General features: G+C 37.0%; 14 protein-coding genes, 1 rRNA gene and 3 pseudogenes. 13 read left to right on the plus strand and 5 right to left on the minus strand.

Going from position 1 to position 16,392, the window contains the following annotated elements; genetic code table 11:
- The first annotated feature begins 36 nt into the window (after positions 1-36).
- Together CS842_RS04595 and CS842_RS04600 are read left to right on the plus strand one after the other, a co-directional pair.
- Positions 37-1,719, plus strand: a complete 1,683-nt coding sequence (locus tag CS842_RS04595) for a DUF6909 family protein (RefSeq protein ID WP_103327689.1) — start codon at positions 37-39, stop codon at positions 1,717-1,719.
- 5 nt (positions 1,720-1,724) lie between these two features.
- Complete coding sequence (locus tag CS842_RS04600; RefSeq protein WP_103327690.1) at positions 1,725-2,489, plus strand: exodeoxyribonuclease III; 765 nt, start codon at positions 1,725-1,727, stop codon at positions 2,487-2,489.
- A gap of 302 nt (positions 2,490-2,791) precedes the next feature.
- On the opposite strand, the gene CS842_RS04605 is transcribed toward CS842_RS04600, so the two are convergent.
- Positions 2,792-3,040: an alkaline phosphatase family protein gene (locus CS842_RS04605; protein WP_265614145.1), complete on the minus strand. Its 249-nt coding sequence runs from the start codon at positions 3,038-3,040 to the stop codon at positions 2,792-2,794.
- 194 nt (positions 3,041-3,234) lie between these two features.
- Between CS842_RS04605 and metG the strand changes: the two are divergent.
- Together metG and CS842_RS07965 are read left to right on the plus strand one after the other, a co-directional pair.
- Positions 3,235-5,269: pseudogene (gene metG / locus CS842_RS04610) on the plus strand (methionine--tRNA ligase).
- A gap of 169 nt (positions 5,270-5,438) precedes the next feature.
- A pseudogene (locus tag CS842_RS07965) lies at positions 5,439-5,871 on the plus strand (transposase); the annotation flags it as partial.
- Positions 5,872-6,813: 942 nt separating this feature from the next.
- On the opposite strand, the gene CS842_RS06905 reads toward CS842_RS07965, so the two are convergent.
- The 3 genes from CS842_RS06905 to CS842_RS04630 form a co-directional block, all read right to left on the minus strand.
- Entirely contained in the window at positions 6,814-7,005 is a 192-nt protein-coding gene (locus tag CS842_RS06905) for a hypothetical protein (protein ID WP_103327691.1), read from the minus strand.
- A gap of 477 nt (positions 7,006-7,482) precedes the next feature.
- Complete coding sequence (locus CS842_RS07975; protein WP_103327692.1) at positions 7,483-7,587, minus strand: AAA family ATPase; 105 nt, start codon at positions 7,585-7,587, stop codon at positions 7,483-7,485.
- A complete protein-coding gene (locus CS842_RS04630; protein ID WP_103327693.1) occupies positions 7,584-7,868 on the minus strand; it encodes a hypothetical protein in 285 nt (94 codons plus the stop codon). Before CS842_RS04630 ends, CS842_RS07975 begins: the two co-directional genes overlap by 4 nt.
- 572 nt (positions 7,869-8,440) lie before the next feature.
- On the opposite strand from CS842_RS04630, the gene yidD reads away from it, so the two are divergent.
- From yidD to CS842_RS04675, 9 genes and pseudogenes are all read left to right on the plus strand, one after another.
- Positions 8,441-8,683, plus strand: a complete 243-nt coding sequence (gene yidD / locus CS842_RS04635) for a membrane protein insertion efficiency factor YidD (protein ID WP_103327694.1) — start codon at positions 8,441-8,443, stop codon at positions 8,681-8,683.
- Complete coding sequence (gene lgt / locus CS842_RS04640) at positions 8,683-9,555, plus strand: prolipoprotein diacylglyceryl transferase (protein ID WP_103327695.1); 873 nt, start codon at positions 8,683-8,685, stop codon at positions 9,553-9,555. Before yidD ends, lgt begins: the two co-directional genes overlap by 1 nt.
- Positions 9,552-10,058, plus strand: coding sequence for a DUF192 domain-containing protein (locus CS842_RS04645; RefSeq protein WP_103327696.1), 507 nt, complete (start codon positions 9,552-9,554; stop codon positions 10,056-10,058). The genes lgt and CS842_RS04645 overlap by 4 nt, the downstream gene beginning before the upstream one ends.
- Before the next feature lie 447 nt (positions 10,059-10,505).
- Positions 10,506-11,021, plus strand: a pseudogene (mscL, locus tag CS842_RS07630) (large conductance mechanosensitive channel protein MscL).
- A gap of 279 nt (positions 11,022-11,300) precedes the next feature.
- Positions 11,301-11,633: a hypothetical protein gene (locus CS842_RS04655; protein ID WP_103327698.1), complete on the plus strand. Its 333-nt coding sequence runs from the start codon at positions 11,301-11,303 to the stop codon at positions 11,631-11,633.
- Positions 11,634-11,643: 10 nt separating this feature from the next.
- Positions 11,644-11,919, plus strand: coding sequence for a P-type ATPase actuator domain-containing protein (locus CS842_RS04660; RefSeq protein WP_195909880.1), 276 nt, complete (start codon positions 11,644-11,646; stop codon positions 11,917-11,919).
- A 487-nt stretch (positions 11,920-12,406) separates the two neighbouring features.
- Positions 12,407-12,793 carry a hypothetical protein gene (locus CS842_RS04665; protein ID WP_103327700.1) on the plus strand — a complete coding sequence of 129 codons (387 nt, stop codon included), beginning with the start codon at positions 12,407-12,409 and terminating at the stop codon, positions 12,791-12,793.
- A 698-nt stretch (positions 12,794-13,491) separates the two neighbouring features.
- A complete protein-coding gene (locus tag CS842_RS04670; RefSeq protein ID WP_103327701.1) occupies positions 13,492-14,463 on the plus strand; it encodes a ribonucleotide-diphosphate reductase subunit beta in 972 nt (323 codons plus the stop codon).
- A 6-nt stretch (positions 14,464-14,469) separates the two neighbouring features.
- Positions 14,470-16,191: a ribonucleoside-diphosphate reductase subunit alpha gene (locus CS842_RS04675; RefSeq protein WP_103327702.1), complete on the plus strand. Its 1,722-nt coding sequence runs from the start codon at positions 14,470-14,472 to the stop codon at positions 16,189-16,191.
- 43 nt (positions 16,192-16,234) lie between these two features.
- Here CS842_RS04675 and rrf read toward each other — a convergent pair.
- Positions 16,235-16,344, minus strand: a 5S ribosomal RNA gene (rrf, locus tag CS842_RS04680).
- Positions 16,345-16,392: the final 48 nt, after the last annotated feature.

Consider the following 16,392-nt stretch of genomic DNA (forward strand, 5'->3'; position numbering starts at 1 on the left):
TAACAAAAACTAAATTTGTAAAACATCGGTAAAAACATGCCCGAACAATCTCTTTCAAAAGCCAAACAATCGAGCAACGCTATTGAACGCTTGCAAGTGACCATGCGCTACCTTTTTAATAGAGGTGCTTATAAGCCAAATGGTCCTTCAGGACAAACGTTAAAAGAGCTTTTACTATTGTTGCGACCTGAAATCTATGGAGATATGGTCGATAAAGAAAAGGTAGAGCTCAAGGGGTTGATCTATATAATGGACCGCTTGCCCAATGGCATAGAAGGTTGTCGCTACATTCATTTAACCACAGACGAGGGTTATTTGCGAGCAAATTTCCATTCAATCATACCACCCAAAAGGCGAAGGAATTGCTATCGTATTGATGATTATCAGATGAATATTGAAATTACTCGTGGTCGCTCAGAGGTATATGATTTGCTCACTCACTTGACTTTTTTATTTATCGAAGGACAGAAAATCATGGATAAAGCCTATACAAAAAGTACTAAAAAGATTTCTCGCGAATGGAAATTTCTTGAACACATCGCCCTAAGCGATGAAACACTAACTTCCCAGGAGAGAAAAATAGGCCTCATTCATTTATCTACCTTACTTGGACGTACTTTTCAAGAGACCCTTGAAGCGGAAGCGCGTTTTTCTAAGGATCACGATAAAAAACAATTTTTTAAAATTATCTATCATTTAGGTCAACTTAGTATAGATGAATTATTGCGCGGTGAAAAGCGGGTGATTTCATTTAGCCCTACGCTTCGCGAGCGCATTGGGCATCATTTTTACGGTGAGACATGGGCACATAATATTAAAAAAACACTTATAAAAAAACAACAACTATCAAGAGGACTCCATATTATAAGTGCCAATATGCACGGAGCGCTTAACAGCTTTTACGCTCGTAAAGCTCTGGGAAAAGATTTCAAAGACAAAAATGATCTGGAAATCTACAAAAAGCTTAGTCAACCAGGAAGTCATAGCCTGCGCGAGATCGTTTCACAATATGCAAGAGCAAATGGTACAGTTATGATCGATGACCACTCTGGAGCCAATATCAATGTTCAAATCATCGATTTGAAAAAAGTTGATCTCTCAGAAACTGCCTTTGAATCGATAGAAAAACCTCATCAAAAAGATCTGCTCATCGTTATGGACTATGCCTTTGGTGAGCAAGCCTATGAAGTAATGGATGAACTGTTAAAACCTTGTAAGGACGAAAAGCAATTATATAAAATGAATATCAAATCCATTTCCATCATGGGCAAGGCAGGTATATTAGATGGAAAAAAGGGAGATATCATGGTGCCTGATGCACATATTTTTGAAGGGTCAGCAGATAATTACCCGATAAAAAACGCCCTCTCGGGCGATGATTTTAGAGGCGCTCGTCTTGGAGTTTGTGAGGGTTTAATGGTAACCGTATTAGGAACCTCTTTGCAAAATAAAGACTTATTGAAATATTTCAAGAACTCCAGCTGGGGAGCTATAGGTCTGGAAATGGAGGGCGCTCATTATCAAAAAGCCATCCAATCTGCGGTAAATATTCGCAGACATCTCTCTGAAGATATCGTATTGCGATATGCTTACTATGCCTCGGACAATCCGCTCGAGAGCGGTAGCACCTTAGCCTCAGGAGGATTAGGATTGAGTGGCGTGAAACCTACCTATCTAATCACGCAGAGAATCCTCGAGCAAATTCTTTCTGGAAAATAAAGTTTATGAAAATTATCAGTTACAACATCAATGGCATCCGCGCAGCGATTAAAAAAGGTTTGCTCAACTGGATAGAGAAAGCGCAACCCGATGTGCTTTGTTTACAAGAGATCAAAGCAAATATTTCTCAGATTGAGACCAAAGCTTTTGAGGATTTAGGCTATTATCATCACTGGTTTCCTGCGCAAAAGAAGGGATACAGCGGCGTGGCCATCCTTTCGAAAGAATCACCTTTGCACGTGGAATATGGAGCAGGAATGAACTATATGGATAGCGAAGGACGCATATTGCGCGCGGATTTTGAATATTGCTCCATCATAAGTCTTTATATTCCTTCAGGTTCAAATATGGAGGCTCGTTTAGATTTCAAACTGCAATTTTTGAAAGATTTTTACAATTATATTCAAAAAATTAAGAAAAATTATCCTAGACTGATCATTTGCGGAGATTATAACATTTGCCATGAGGCCATAGATATTCATGATCCGGTAAGAAATGCTAAGAATTCAGGGTTTTTACCTGTTGAGCGTAAATGGATAAGTCGATTTATCGAATTAGGTTTTATAGATAGCTTTCGGCATTTCATCAGCACGCCCTTCCATTACAGCTGGTGGAGCTATAGGGCCAACGCACGAGATAAAAATAAAGGTTGGCGCATCGACTATCAAATGGTCAGTGAGCCGATAAAAGAGCACATGCAAAGGGCTTTTATTCTACCCGAAGCCAGGCATTCAGACCATTGCCCTGTTGGTTTGCATATGAAATTTTAACCTAAGGAAATAATATTTTGAGCACCTTAGCAGAAGAGGCATTGGGAAAAGTAATTTGAAGTTTTTTTTAGAGAGCGTAGGCGCTATTTGAGAGATGCTTACCCTCTCCTTAGTGTTTCTCCTAGAAATTCCGTGTCCATACCAAATCAACGGGCACATGTGTGTCATAAGTATAGAGGGCGAGCCATGTGTGGAACCTTTTAAATGTTCGGAATAAAGAACGTCCGGCTTTAAAATATCATCAAATCACCACTGCGTTGCGGATCTATGGTCCATGAAATCATTTTTCCGTATGAATCTCTCTATGTGTAGTAAATTTCCTTGTGCTCTAGCGGATCATACCAATCATTGGTCAGGATACCATGTGAGGAAGGATCACCACCCGTAAAGATTGAGGAATGACCTACAGATCTATAAGTGGGCATATAATCATAATGAGTATTTTGAAAAGTATAACCTTTGTTCATAAGAGGTTTGAATCCTACATATGAAAATTGCTTTTCAAAGCGATAAAGGTATTCTTTCCGCATCTGATTAATAACAATACCCACTACCAGAACAGGATGCTCTAAAGGGATTTGGGCAAAAAAGGAGAAAGAAAAAAAGAGTAAATAAATAGCGTATAAATGTTGATTTTTTATAGCATATAATTATGTTGTTATTGAACTGCAAGTATATGCGACATGTGAATTATTTCAATAAGAATGTTTTGCTAAATTTGAGATCTTATGAATTAATTCATTTCATGAATAGTAAAGCTAAGCGCTATACTGTTAGCGCCGCCTTTCCCTATGCCAATGGCCCGGTTCATATTGGACATCTGGCAGGAGTTTATATACCGGCAGATATTTTTGTACGTTATCTCCGCTCTAAAAAAAAAGAAGTGGTATTTATCTGCGGCTCTGATGAGCACGGCGTTCCCATTACTTTGCGTGCCAAAGAAGAGGGAATCAACCCCAAGGAGGCAGTGGACAAATATCATTTTATGATTAAGGAGAGTTTCGAAAAATTCGGCATCTCTTTCGATCATTATTCAAGGACCTCATCATCCACGCATTACCGTACGGCCAGCGATTTCTTTAAAAAACTTTATCAGGAAAGAGTTTTTATCGAGGAGGTTTCCCAGCAATATTATGATGAGAAAGCCTCTGAGTTTCTGTCTGATAGATATATATCGGGAACTTGTCCGAGTTGTCAAAATCCGAACGCCTACGGGGATCAGTGTGAAAAATGCGGGAGCACACTTAGCCCAAAAGAACTTATCAAACCGCGATCAGCGCTCAGCGGCAACCGACCTGTACTTAAGGATACCAGGCATTGGTACTTGCCATTGGATCGCTATGAAGACTTTCTTAAGCAATGGATTCTGATGGATCATAAAACAGACTGGAAAATCAATGTATATGGACAGGCCAAATCTTGGCTTGATGAAGGATTAAAACCTCGTGCGGTCACTCGCGATCTGAAATGGGGCATTCCTGTTCCGGTTAAAGGAGCTGAAGGCAAAGTATTATATGTATGGTTTGACGCGCCTATAGGCTATATTTCCTCCACCATTGAATGGGCTGAAAGCCAGGGAAAAAATTGGGAGTCTTACTGGAAGAATAAAGACACTTCATTAATTCACTTTATCGGAAAGGACAATATTGTATTTCATTGCATTATTTTTCCCGTCATGCTCAAAGCGCATGGTGATTATATACTTCCAAAAAACATTCCTGCCAACGAGTTCCTTAATTTGGAAAACAAAAAAATTTCCACCTCAAGAAACTGGGCGGTATGGTTGCATGAATATCTAGAAGATTTTCCCGGTCAGGAAGATGTCCTTCGGTATGTATTGACCGCTAATATGCCTGAAAATAAAGATAATAATTTTACCTGGAAAGATTTCCAGGGACACAACAATTCTGAATTGGTCGGAATCTTAGGGAATTTCATCAATCGCATCAGTGTACTTACCGAAAAGTATTTCTCTAAAAAAGTACCCATACCTAAAATATTTACAGAAAATGATTGTCAAAAACTTAAAGAATTGCAAAGATTTCCTGAACGTATAGGAAATTTAATAGAAGCTTACAGGTTTCGAGAAGCTTTGAGCGAGTTCATGAAAATCGCTCGAATGGGAAATAAATATCTGGCCGATCAAGCACCATGGAAAACACATGATCAAGATCCTGAGCGAACGTCAACTGTGATATATATATCCTTACAAATCGCCGGAATGCTTACCCATCTATCTGAGCCTCTTCTGCCTAAAACTTCTGAAAAATTAATGAAAATGCTCAGAATTTCCCCCATTTCATGGGATAATTTACAAGATATAGAATTATTAAAACCTGGACATCTGTTGGGAAAAACAGACTTATTATTTGAAAAAATTGAAACCCCAACTATTAATAAACAACGAAAAAAACTGATAAAAGATTCTGTTGATTCAGAAAAAAATCATCCTGCTCAAGAAAAGTAGGATTTTTTAAAAAAAAAGCTCTGTACAGGAACTATAATAGAAGCTGGAAAAATAGCTCAAGCCGACACCGACTGCTCAAGCTTCAGGTAGATATGGGAACTCAGGTGCGAACCATTGTATCAGGTATTTCCGAGAGCTATTCCGCGCAGGAAATTATCGGAAAACAAGTAACCATAGTAGCGAATCTCGCACCGCGTAAAATCTGGGGAATCGAAAGCAATGGCACACGCTATTGATGACCGAGAATTCCGATAAAGAACTCGTATTTGTAAGCCCGGAAGAAAAAGTAAAAAATGAAATTTCTATAGCTTAATTCATCTTTCTCTAAAAATATTTTTTAGAAATGAAAAACGATGAAATAACAAAGCAGCTGTTAGAAAAAGTAAAGAGATAAGCATCTCTTGTTTTATTCCTCTAAAGAGATCATAAGTTTGATTTCGTATCAATCTTAAGTCAGAAATAGGTTCAATAGAATAATAAAAAAGAACGAAAGTTCAAGCTTTTGGATGGGCGTCTTGACTGATGTAAAAGCTCGTGGAGTAAGAGAGAGTAAAGAGTTCTCTTCTGATATGAGGCAGATTAACACTCCCGCTAAAGAACCTGCCCAGGGCGCTTTAAATGATTTTCATAAGTGGGAAGCTAAATATTCTTATGCCGTTAGATATTGGAAAGATAATTAGTGGGAACTTATTGTATTTTTTGAGTTTTTCCTTTTTCAGATTAGAAAAATCATTTATACCACCAATATAATTGAAAATCTAAATGGAAAAATCAGAAAGCACACACAAAATTAAGATGTCCTTTCCTATTTTATGAGGCTGTCCCCAAATTAAGTGGGAGGCTACCAAAAAATGGTCTATCCCTATTCAAAACTGGGGGATTATTTTAGGCCAATTTATGGAGATCTTTCAATAAAGAATTAAATTATGAATTTTCAGCCTAACTTTTCTCTTTACTCACTTTACGCGGTAGTATCAGACATTCCGGCTTTGTATTTTACAAATTACAAACTTCTCATCCTATTTTATTAATCACACAGCCTCTTCTCATAAAGTTTTAAGCTTTTCGGCGTGTTCTCTCGGAGAGACCTTGATATACTCTAAAAACTCCTTTTCCGTTTTATGTCCCGTGATCGCCACGATCGATAAGTTGAGCAGCTTGCCGTAAAGGTTTATGGCGAAGGATCTTCGTCAGGTGTGAGAGCTTACCAATCGGTATTTGGAAAATGCGCCCTCTTCCTTGTATCTTGTTTCGGGGTTCATCAAAACTCCTCGGTTCGTTGTGTAATACTGGAGAGCCGGAAGATCTCCTTAAAATAGAGGTTAAACTTATTATTTGCTATCTCTATTCGCAATCCGCCTCTTTTATCTAATACCGCTTTAAGCTGTGGACGTAGTGGTATAATGATTTTATGATCTTTCTTTTGCGTTTACGACTCTATATAGCCTACACTGATATTCTTTACATCGAGCTTTAAAAAGTCGCAGCCTCACTATAAAGCAGTCTCCAGCTTTATCTGGCCTCTCATTTTCAAAGAGATCCAGATCGTAAATCTTCTTCAATCTAATCATCGCTTAAGTAAACGCTCTCACTCTTTACCGAAGAACCTTTAGGAACAAAACTCAGGATTCTCAAACTCTTCATGTAGTCTGGACCTTTAAAGTTTAACTATCCTACCTAAGGGTTTTGATGCCTTTCATAACGACCCATACACTTGCGTCTCTAAGTTATTCAAGCCTGCTTAATGTTCTATAAACTCCTTATTAAAACTAAGGTTTATATCAGTGAACTTTACTATCGCATTCTCTTATATTCATTCAAAAGCTTTAAGCTTGCTTAAGGCAGTTTTGTATGTTTTTATTGTGTTTTGAGAAAGGAATTTTCTTTATTCTTCTTGATCAGGTTAAGAGCTTTCTTTATATAATCATTAGTCCGTTTCGCTACAGAGACAGCTTTGTCCTTTTCATGAGTTCCGCCAAAAAATTCGGCTATCTTTTTTCTTAACCACGCTTTATCGATAATACGCCCCACTATATGATCGTAACTCATTTGCTCAATGATATAAACTGAGAGCTTTTTAGGTAATTAACGATATTATGAAAGTAATCATAAATACACGGTAAATTCACTAAAATCTTTCTAAAATCCTTTTGAAAATTGCATTTAAGGGATATAATTGCAATGTAAGTATTTTACTGAATTACAATTTATTTCTTCATTTCAGAAGGAATATTCCCTCAATACTTTCAAGAAAGTAGATTATCGAAGTGTTTCCTACTCCTCATCCTTATGAGGAGATTGATAGCCCTTTCCATAATTTAATTCTTTCATAAAAGTGGTAGATGGGGTTCCTCAAATGTAAAAGAACCGGTAAATCTCCTGTATGTCTCAAATATTCCTGTGCAGTGTTGATCGCCTTATAAGAAAGATTCCCATTTGGGAGCTTGCGCGGGGTACACTGCGCACTGACTTAGTAAAAGTCTGCTCTCAGGATAACCGACAACGTTTATTGCCTGGAATCTACTATTAGACGGTACAAAGAATCATAGGATCAGCATTCCCAATATCCTCAGAGGACAAAATAAGCATGAACCGGGCAATAAATTTTACCTCCTCTCTGCCTTCGATCATCCGGTCCAACCAATAAAGAGCAGCATCTTCCTGCGATGCGCGAAGCGATTTAATAAAAGCTGAGGAACTATCATATGTATTGCTCCTGCCTTATCATAACAAACAGATTTTTGGGCAAGAGATTTCCTAACAAGCGTATCATCTACCTCAATGACAGATTGCTCCGAAAGCATGCTCACCACGAACTCAAGGGTATTGAGTAATTCTCGATCGTCTCCATTAAAATAAGACAATAAGGAACCGGATTGTCTAAAGAGAATTTTCTTTTTGGAAAGCGCCATAGATCTTTTTCAATGGCTTGCCTTCCCAGATCTTTAAGTTCCGCTATGGGTTAATAGGCAAAGTGTGTAAATTGAGCACGCGAAATCAAAGCGGTTACCACCTCAAAGCCAGAATTTTCAGTTGTAGCGCCAATCACAAGCTGAGCCAACCCCTCTTTTTCACCACCTCCAGTAAAGAGTTCTTGTTAGGATTTATTAAAACGATGAATCTCATCGATAAAAAGCACCGGGACGTTAGCGGAAAAAGGTCAGATGTTTTAATTTTTTCAATTAGTTCGCAAACCTCTTTCAAACCCGAGCTTACTGCGCTTAACTGATGAAAAGACCTTTTTAAAACCTGAGCCAACAAACGCTCCAGAGTAGGACTGTACCAGGAGACTCCATAAGACCTTCTACGGCAGGTAATTAGCATGAAGCATCGTAATAATCCCCTCAGGTCCCATAAGCTTGAGGCTGACCTATATAATCCTCCAGGGATTTAGGTCGCATGCGCTCAACTAAAGGAATTTCTCATATAATTTCTTAATGATTTTCAAAGATACTAATTGCAAAATCATTATTTTTGCTAGGCCATGAAAGTTCTTAGAAAGATCACCATCTGGCCTTTTATAATCTTAATCAGAGTGTATCAACGAGCAGTTTCTCCGTGGCTTGGAGAGAATTGTCGTTTTGTGCCGAGTTGTTCAGCCTATGTTATGGAAGCCTTAAAAACATATGGACTTTTTTATGGAAGTTTTCTGGGTTTAAAGAGAATTCTTCGTTGCCATCCATGGAGCAAAGATGGTTATGATCCACTGACGAAAGAAAATACTTGATGAATAGATTGAAATACATCCTATGGGACCCGATCAAGGGTATAGAGCTTGGTTTTTTTACGATCCATTTTTATAGTCTCATGTTTGTTTTAGCGTTTTTATGCGGATGGGGCATCATGAATCAGATTTATGATACAGAAAAAGTAGATAAAAAACATCTCGACTCTTTGCTGCTTTATACTGTGCTAGGCACACTTATAGGCGCGCGTTTGGGACAAGTCTTCTTCTATGATTTGCCTTACTTCAAAAATCATTGGATGGAAGCTTTATTACCTATAAGAGAAAGGCAAGATACTTATTTTATGGGTATTTTTAAAGACTATGAATTCATAGGCTACCGTGGTCTGGCCAGTCATGGGGCCACTCTGGGTTTGATCCTCTCAAGCTGGCTCTATAGCAAACGCATTCTTCATAAACCATTTTTATGGATATGCGATAGAATTTGCATACCCGTTGCTTTAGGAGGAATGTTCGTGCGCATCGGCAATTTTTTCAACTCTGAAATCGTTGGCAAACCTAAGGATTTGCCATGGGCAGTGAAATTCATGCAAATGGACGAAGAATATGGCGAAATAGTTCCCCGGCACCCGGCCCAACTTTACGAATCATTAGGGTATTTATGTATTTTTCTTATCATTTATTTCATCTACCGAAAAACGAATAAGAAATACTATTTAGGCTATATGTTCGGTCTATTCTTTACGCTGTTATGGTCTGTGAGGTTTTTAACAGAATTCATTAAAGAACCACAGGGGCATGAAATACTTTATACAAGCATGCTTAATACCGGTCAGCTTCTTAGTATTCCTTTTATAATTATAGGGCTTTTCCTCATGGCCACAGGCGGGAAAAGAAAATTTAATCTACCATGAAACGAATCTTTTTTAATGTACTGCTTGTGGGGCTGATTTTTATGGCTTGCGAAAGCAAAAGCACCTCAGATGTATCGACAACGAAAGAAGATCAAAATATTGAAATAGAGTTTATCAAACAGGGGGAACTCTGGTTAAAAAATGGCGATAAAGTCCTTAAGAAACTAGATATAGAGCTCGCCACTACAGAAATTCAGCATTCCCAGGGCTTGATGTACCGCTCCTTTATGAACGAGAATCGCGGAATGCTATTTATCTTTGAACAATCTGAACAGAGAAGTTTTTGGATGAAAAACACACGCATTCCGTTAGATATAATTTATATAAAAGAAGACGGTACGGTATTGAACATCGCAAAGAACGCAACAGCATTTACAGAAATTGGGATAGACTCTTCTAAAGGTCCAACAAAATTTGTACTTGAAGTAAATGCCGGAATGGCTGATAAATGGAGAGTAAAAGAAGGTGAAACAAAGGCGTATTTTGAAAAAATCGCTCAATAACGTGGCTTTATAGATATTATTTATAGTTTAGACATATGCATTACCGTAAAATTATCAAGAAACTTTCTTCAGATGTAAGTCTTGGAAGCCCTGCGTTACTTGTGTTGATAAGTATAATAATTTCCAGTATACTGCTTTCCTTACTATAGAATATTATTATACTCTTAGTTCAATATGTTTTGAACATTACAAGCCTTCGGGATCTAAAATCGTATTAATAGAAAAAATTCCTAAAACGAGCTCAGTTCCTTATAGAAGAGAAGTAGCCATAGAATATGGATTATTCATATCCATTTTTACTATCGTAATTGTTATATCTTTTTCCGTTCTTGCAGGAATGCATATCCTAAATAATACTCGAAATTCAAAAGAAAAAATACCTGTAAAATACAGCTGTCTAAAGTACATTGGTAAAATTGTGCTGATAAAAAAAAGAGTAAACATGTTATGAAAATATTTGATGAGTTCAAACAATTCATCTCCCGTGGTAATCCCTTAGATTTAGCTATAGAGGTGATCATCGGAGGAGCGTTTGGGAAATTGGTTAATTCAATAGCAGATAATCTTTTAATGCTACCCCTGGTATATATTACCAGCGATAAACGTTTTAACAGTTTAAAATTTGTGCTCAAGAAGAAGATTTGACCTTCAATCCGAAAACTCAAACACCTGGGTATTGAATGAATTAGCCATCCATTATGGAGATTTTATACAAGATTTCATTAGTTTTTGATCATATCTGCTTGTATATTTTTAATCGTAAAGGGCCTTAACCGCCTTCACAAAAAGCATGTGGAAAATACTCCACCCAGTCTTAAGGAAAACCTTTTAACGAAGATTCGAGATGCGCTAAAAATCCGTGGATTAAAAACCTTATTGAAATACCAAAACATTATTGGTAATAATGTTATTTACACCAGATTAATCAGAGTAATACTTAAAGTGCTTTTTTACAATGCGTAATTTATACTATTAGTCTAATTTTTAAGTTGATTTAAGTTAGTTTATGAGACAAAGTGATCGCTTAATTTCTATCGTGCGCCTCTGGAGTTAATTTCAATCTTTTTATCGAAGCTATTATTTTTTTCTATCCAGAAAAACATTTTAAAAATAAAAAGTCTTTCAGAAATATATTCTAATAGCTTACTCCAAATCCAAAGCTAAACCCATAGATATTCTAGTATATTTATCTATATATCTTATAATCTCTACTCTAGAGGAAAAAATACTGATAAAGAGAACATGTATGAGCATACACATGATAAAGAAGTCAGTAGTCTTTACCAGTGGATATTAACTTTGGGGAGTTTTCTTACATTGATCTTAAGCATTTACTTAGATCACGATCTAAAAAGCAATTTTCTTAAAGAGAAAATACATTTGCTCTGGTATTTGATAGCTTACCTTCTCATAGCTTTTCCAGTTTTAGTACAAGCAGTCAGATATACTAAAAAAGGAAGCTTTTTTAATGAATTTTCTCTGATTCTTATGGCAACTCTTGGAGTATTCTATCAAGAGGCTGCCGTAAACAGAGCTAAAAGAAATATTAAGACCCTTCTGGACTATTCGACCTAAGACAGTTGAAGTGTTTAGAAATGATGTTTTCTCAAAAACCCATCCGGAGAATTTCCGTATTATTCAAGTGCGTGCCGGAGGAAAGGTTCCGCTTGACGGATTACTACGTAAAGGTTTTGAATCTTCCTTTAATACAGCAGCTCTTACTGGAGAGAGCCGTCCCCAAAGACTAAAGAGCGGTAAAAACGTTCTAGCCAGAATGATTAATCTTCAAAAAACTATAGAAATCGAGGTTATCCAGATTTTTAAAGAGAGTTCTTTAGCTCGCGTTCTCGATCTGGTATAAAACGCCTCGTCTAAAAAAGCGCGTACTGAACAACTCATCAGTCGATTGGCAAAAATCAATACATCAATTGTAACAAGCATTGCGTTCTTATTTTATTTTTTTCCTTTTTTTTCCTTATTTTTTTGTAAAAAATTATGTGTTCGATGAGTGGTTTCATCTCTCGCTGATCTTTTTAGTGATTTCATGTTTGTGCCTTGGTCATTTCGATTCCACTGGACTATACCGGCGGGATAGGAGCGACTTCGCGTATGGGAATTTTATTTAACGGTTCAAATTATCTTGATATAATGAGTCGGTTTAATACGGTAATTATGGACAAGACCGGTACCTTAACTAAAGGCGTATTTAATGTACGAGAAAATCGTATTGGGAGAAAAATATAACTCTGAGGAGGAATTTGGCACGTTAGCGGCAGCTCTGGAATCGAAATCCACACATCTGGTGGCGCAGGTCATTTGTCGTTGGATCGCTGAAAAAAAATATAGACATGCAAACTACTTCTATAAAAGAAATAGAAGTAATTTCAGGTTACGGTCTTACAAGAAAGGTTAATGATCGAAAAGTGCTTGCCGGAAACCGAAAATTGCTAAAGCGGTACGCTATAGACTATCCTCTCATTCTTGATCAAAAGACAGATACCTTAGTAATGATAGCTCTAGATGATCGTTTCACAGGATGTTTCGTGATCGCCGATGAACTTAAAAAAGATACCGCCCAGGCGATTGCGAATATGCAAGAGATATGTATAGAAAGAATTCTCTGCCTATCAGGAGATAAAAATTCCGTAGTACAAAAAACAACGCAATCACTAAACATTGGAGAAGCCTATGGAGAGTTGCTTCCTGAAGAAGGAAGGAACAGTGGAAGATATTAAAAAAAAGACTCCTATGTGCTTGCTTTTGCAGGAGATAGCATCAATGATACGCCAGTATTAGCTCTAAGTGACGTAGGTATCGTTATGGTGGGTCTTAGGTAGCGATGTAGCCATAGAAACAGCCGATGTGGTCATTCAAACAGATCAACCCTAACGAATTGTTACAGCTGTAAAATAGGGAAAGACACTAAAAAAATAATATGGCAAAACATTAGCCTGGCTTTCATCATAAAAGGAATTGTATTAATCTTAGGAGTCGGAAATTTAGCAAATATGTGGGAAGCTGTTTTTGCCGATGTAGGTGTTTCACTTATAGCTATTATGAATGCCATGCGGATTCATAGAATAAATTTTTAAAAATAAGATTCAGTTCTAAAAAATGTATAGTCATCATTTATTTTATGTATTTTCTTGGCATATATGTGGATTGCTTATATATGAGTTGGTTAATTGATTAAAAAAACCATTATACTGGCATATAAGCAAAAATATCAAGAAAATTTAGTAAATGAATTGTTGATAAACCAAGAAATAAATCTAACAGATCAGTATTATTATTTTTGAATTAAGCAATAAATTTGTTTTACTCTTTTCTTGGCGCGTTTTAAAAATTTTAATCATAAATGAAATGCTGCGCGCAAGAAAATTTGTCCTGTACAAAAAATTCAATAAAATAGTTAAATATTTATTAAAACATTATGAGCATTACCCAAGAACGATTGGCCTTTAAGCCTTTTGAGTATCAGTGGGCCTATGATTACTGGTTCAAACAACAAAATGCTCACTGGCTGCATACAGAAATCAATATGCAATCTGATGTAAAAGACTGGAATGAAAATCTTTCTGAAGAGGAAAAATCTGTGATTGGCGAAATCTTAAAAGGCTTCACACAAACCGAAACTGAAGTAGGAAACTATTGGTCTACAATGGTACCTGAGTGGTTCCCTGTTCCTGAAATTAAAATCATGGCGCAGACCTTTGGCGCTTTCGAGACCATACACGCTACAGCTTACTCTTATTTGAATGACACCTTGGGTCTAGATGATTTTGAAGCTTTTCTTAAGGATGAAGCCACGATGAATAAACTCCGTACGCTAATGGACGTACGTTATGATCAGAATAAAGATTATCCGTTGGAGAACATCGCTCGAAGTTTAGCTCTATTTTCAGCTGCTGCCGAGGGCATTCAACTTTTTTCCTCTTTCGCCGTACTTCTTTCCTTTAGAAGGTCAAATCGTTTAAAAGGAATTGGGCAACAAATGATTTTTTCCATACGCGATGAATCGTTGCATTCAGAGGCTGGCTGCAAAATATTTCGCGTCCTCTGCGGGGAAAATCCCGACTTATTAATATCTATAGAAAAATTAATTTATGAAGGTATTGAATTAGCATTAAATAACGAATTCATATTTATAGATCGAATATTTGAAAAAGGAGATTTACTCACCGTAAGCAAAGCGCAGCTTAAAAATTTCATGAAAGATCGAGCCAACAGAAAACTGTTAGAACTAGGTCTTAACGAAAAATATGAGGTAGATCATGATCTATTGGAAGAAATGAGTTGGTTTTACATCACCGTATCGGGTGAGCAGCAAACCGACTTTTTTGACAACAGAGAAACAGGTTATAGCAAGCCAAATACGGACTGGAATACAGCAAATCTTTTTTAAAATTTTATGAAAACACACCCTATCGCTAAAAAAATGGGATGGCGAGTTGAAAAAGACTTTCCACTTTGGGGAAACAATGAGCTTTATCTAACTACCATAAAAGGCGGCTACCTGTTAAAAGATGAAACTCCTTTTGAAGCCTATAAGAGAATGGCAAGGACCGCTGTGAGAATTCATAAAAATCCTTCTCTTGAGGAAAAATTTTTTGATATTTTTTGGAAAGGCTGGCTGATTCCTTCTACCCCTGTAATGGTTAATCTTGGAACAGAAAAAGGCTTACCCATTAGTTGCTTTTCAAGTCGTGTAGGGGATAGTATGTATGACATTTACCGTAAAAACCTTGAAATGGCTATACTAAGTAAGCATGGAGGGGGAACAGCCTACGATTTCAGCAAAGTACGTCCAGCTGGAGCTCTGATTAAAGAAGGGGCTCTAGGTACTTCTGATGGAATTATTCCGTTTATCAAATCTTATGATAGTACTATCATTGCCAGCAAACAAGGTCGTACGCGCAGAGGAGCCGTAGCAATTTATCTGGATATAGAACATAAAGAATACCCTCAGTTTCTGGAAATAAGAGAGCCAAAAGGCGATGTGAATCGTCAATGTCATAATATTCATCAGGGAGCTGTGATTTCCGATAAATTCATGCGGAAAGTACTTCAAAAAGAAGGTGATGAAAGGGAATTATGGCTTGATACACTTAAAAAGCGTGTGAAAACAGGTGAACCATATCTTTTTTTTATTGATAACACTAACAAAAATCTTTCAAAAAATTGGAAAGAAAACGATCTTAGAATATGGCATAGTAACCTTTGTTCAGAAATCATGCTTCCTACTGATGAAAATCATACGCTGGTTTGCTGTCTTTCTTCAATGAATTTATATAAATATGACGAGTGGAAAGATACGGATGCAATATTTTACGCTATACTATTTCTTGATGCCGTAATTCAGGAATTTATTGAAAAGGGACGCTGTATAAAAGGGATAGAGGACGCTGTTCGTTTTGCTGAAAAAAGCAGAGCTCTCGGATTAGGTTCACTAGGCTGGCATTCTTATTTACAGTCAAAAATGGTTCCTTTTATTTCTTTACAGGCCAATACCTTAACCAGAGTAGTTTTTGGAAAAATTCAAACAGAAGCTCAAAGAGCTACCTATCACCTCGCTAAGGTATATGGTGAATCTGAATGGACCAAGGACACAGGCAGACGCAATCTAACGTTAACGGCGATTGCGCCTAATCGAAGCTCCGCCAAGCTTGGCGGAGGCCTTTCACAAGGCATAGAACCTATCGCAGCAAATATTTATGTGGATGATGATGCTAAGGGAATGCATATTCGAAAAAATCCTCAACTAGAAACCTTACTCAGAAAAAAAGATCTTAACACTCCTGAAATATGGGACCATATTGCTAATGAAAAAGGATCTTGTCAAAACATAGAAGCACTTAGTGAAGAGGAAAGAAACGTTTTTAAATGCTTTAAGGAGATTAATCAATTGGAATTGATACGACAAGCTGCTATTCGTCAAACCTACATAGATCAGGCTCAAAGTATTAATTTAGCTTTTCCTCAAGATGCGCCAGCAAAATTTATTAATCAAGTACATATAGAAGCCTGGAAAAACGGTTTAAAAAGTCTTTACTATTATAGAAGTGAAAGCATTTTACGTGCGGAAACCAAGATGCGGGATTTATACTCAGAGTGCTTATTATGTGAGGGTTGATAAAGAAAAAAGCCTCCAAATAGAGGCTTTTTTACTAAAAAGAAATGGGCAACTACCTACTCTCCCGGTTCTACCCAGTACCATCAGCGCTAACGGGCTTAACTTCTCTGTTCGGAATGGGAAGAGGTGATCACCGTCGCATTAGTCACCCAAAGCTTTGTATATTTTTAACACACGAGTTAACAAATAAAAACTATACTT

Source organism: Bacteroidetes bacterium endosymbiont of Geopemphigus sp., from assembly GCF_002904345.1.
Lineage (GTDB): Bacteria > Bacteroidota > Bacteroidia > Flavobacteriales > Blattabacteriaceae > GSPS2-BC2016.

Coding starts and splice junctions, on each gene's coding strand:
- CS842_RS04645 (WP_103327696.1), top strand. CDS start 9,552: ATGAAACGAATCTTTTTTAATGTACTGCTTGTGGGGCTGATTTTTATG.
- CS842_RS04665 (WP_103327700.1), top strand. CDS start 12,407: ATGCAAACTACTTCTATAAAAGAAATAGAAGTAATTTCAGGTTACGGT.
- CS842_RS04595 (WP_103327689.1), top strand. CDS start 37: ATGCCCGAACAATCTCTTTCAAAAGCCAAACAATCGAGCAACGCTATT.
- lgt (WP_103327695.1), top strand. CDS start 8,683: ATGAATAGATTGAAATACATCCTATGGGACCCGATCAAGGGTATAGAG.
- CS842_RS07975 (WP_103327692.1), bottom strand. CDS start 7,587: ATGATCGAAGGCAGAGAGGAGGTAAAATTTATTGCCCGGTTCATGCTT.
- CS842_RS04675 (WP_103327702.1), top strand. CDS start 14,470: ATGAAAACACACCCTATCGCTAAAAAAATGGGATGGCGAGTTGAAAAA.
- CS842_RS06905 (WP_103327691.1), bottom strand. CDS start 7,005: ATGAGTTACGATCATATAGTGGGGCGTATTATCGATAAAGCGTGGTTA.
- CS842_RS04655 (WP_103327698.1), top strand. CDS start 11,301: ATGTATGAGCATACACATGATAAAGAAGTCAGTAGTCTTTACCAGTGG.
- CS842_RS04670 (WP_103327701.1), top strand. CDS start 13,492: ATGAGCATTACCCAAGAACGATTGGCCTTTAAGCCTTTTGAGTATCAG.
- yidD (WP_103327694.1), top strand. CDS start 8,441: ATGAAAGTTCTTAGAAAGATCACCATCTGGCCTTTTATAATCTTAATC.
- CS842_RS04600 (WP_103327690.1), top strand. CDS start 1,725: ATGAAAATTATCAGTTACAACATCAATGGCATCCGCGCAGCGATTAAA.
- CS842_RS04630 (WP_103327693.1), bottom strand. CDS start 7,868: ATGGCGCTTTCCAAAAAGAAAATTCTCTTTAGACAATCCGGTTCCTTA.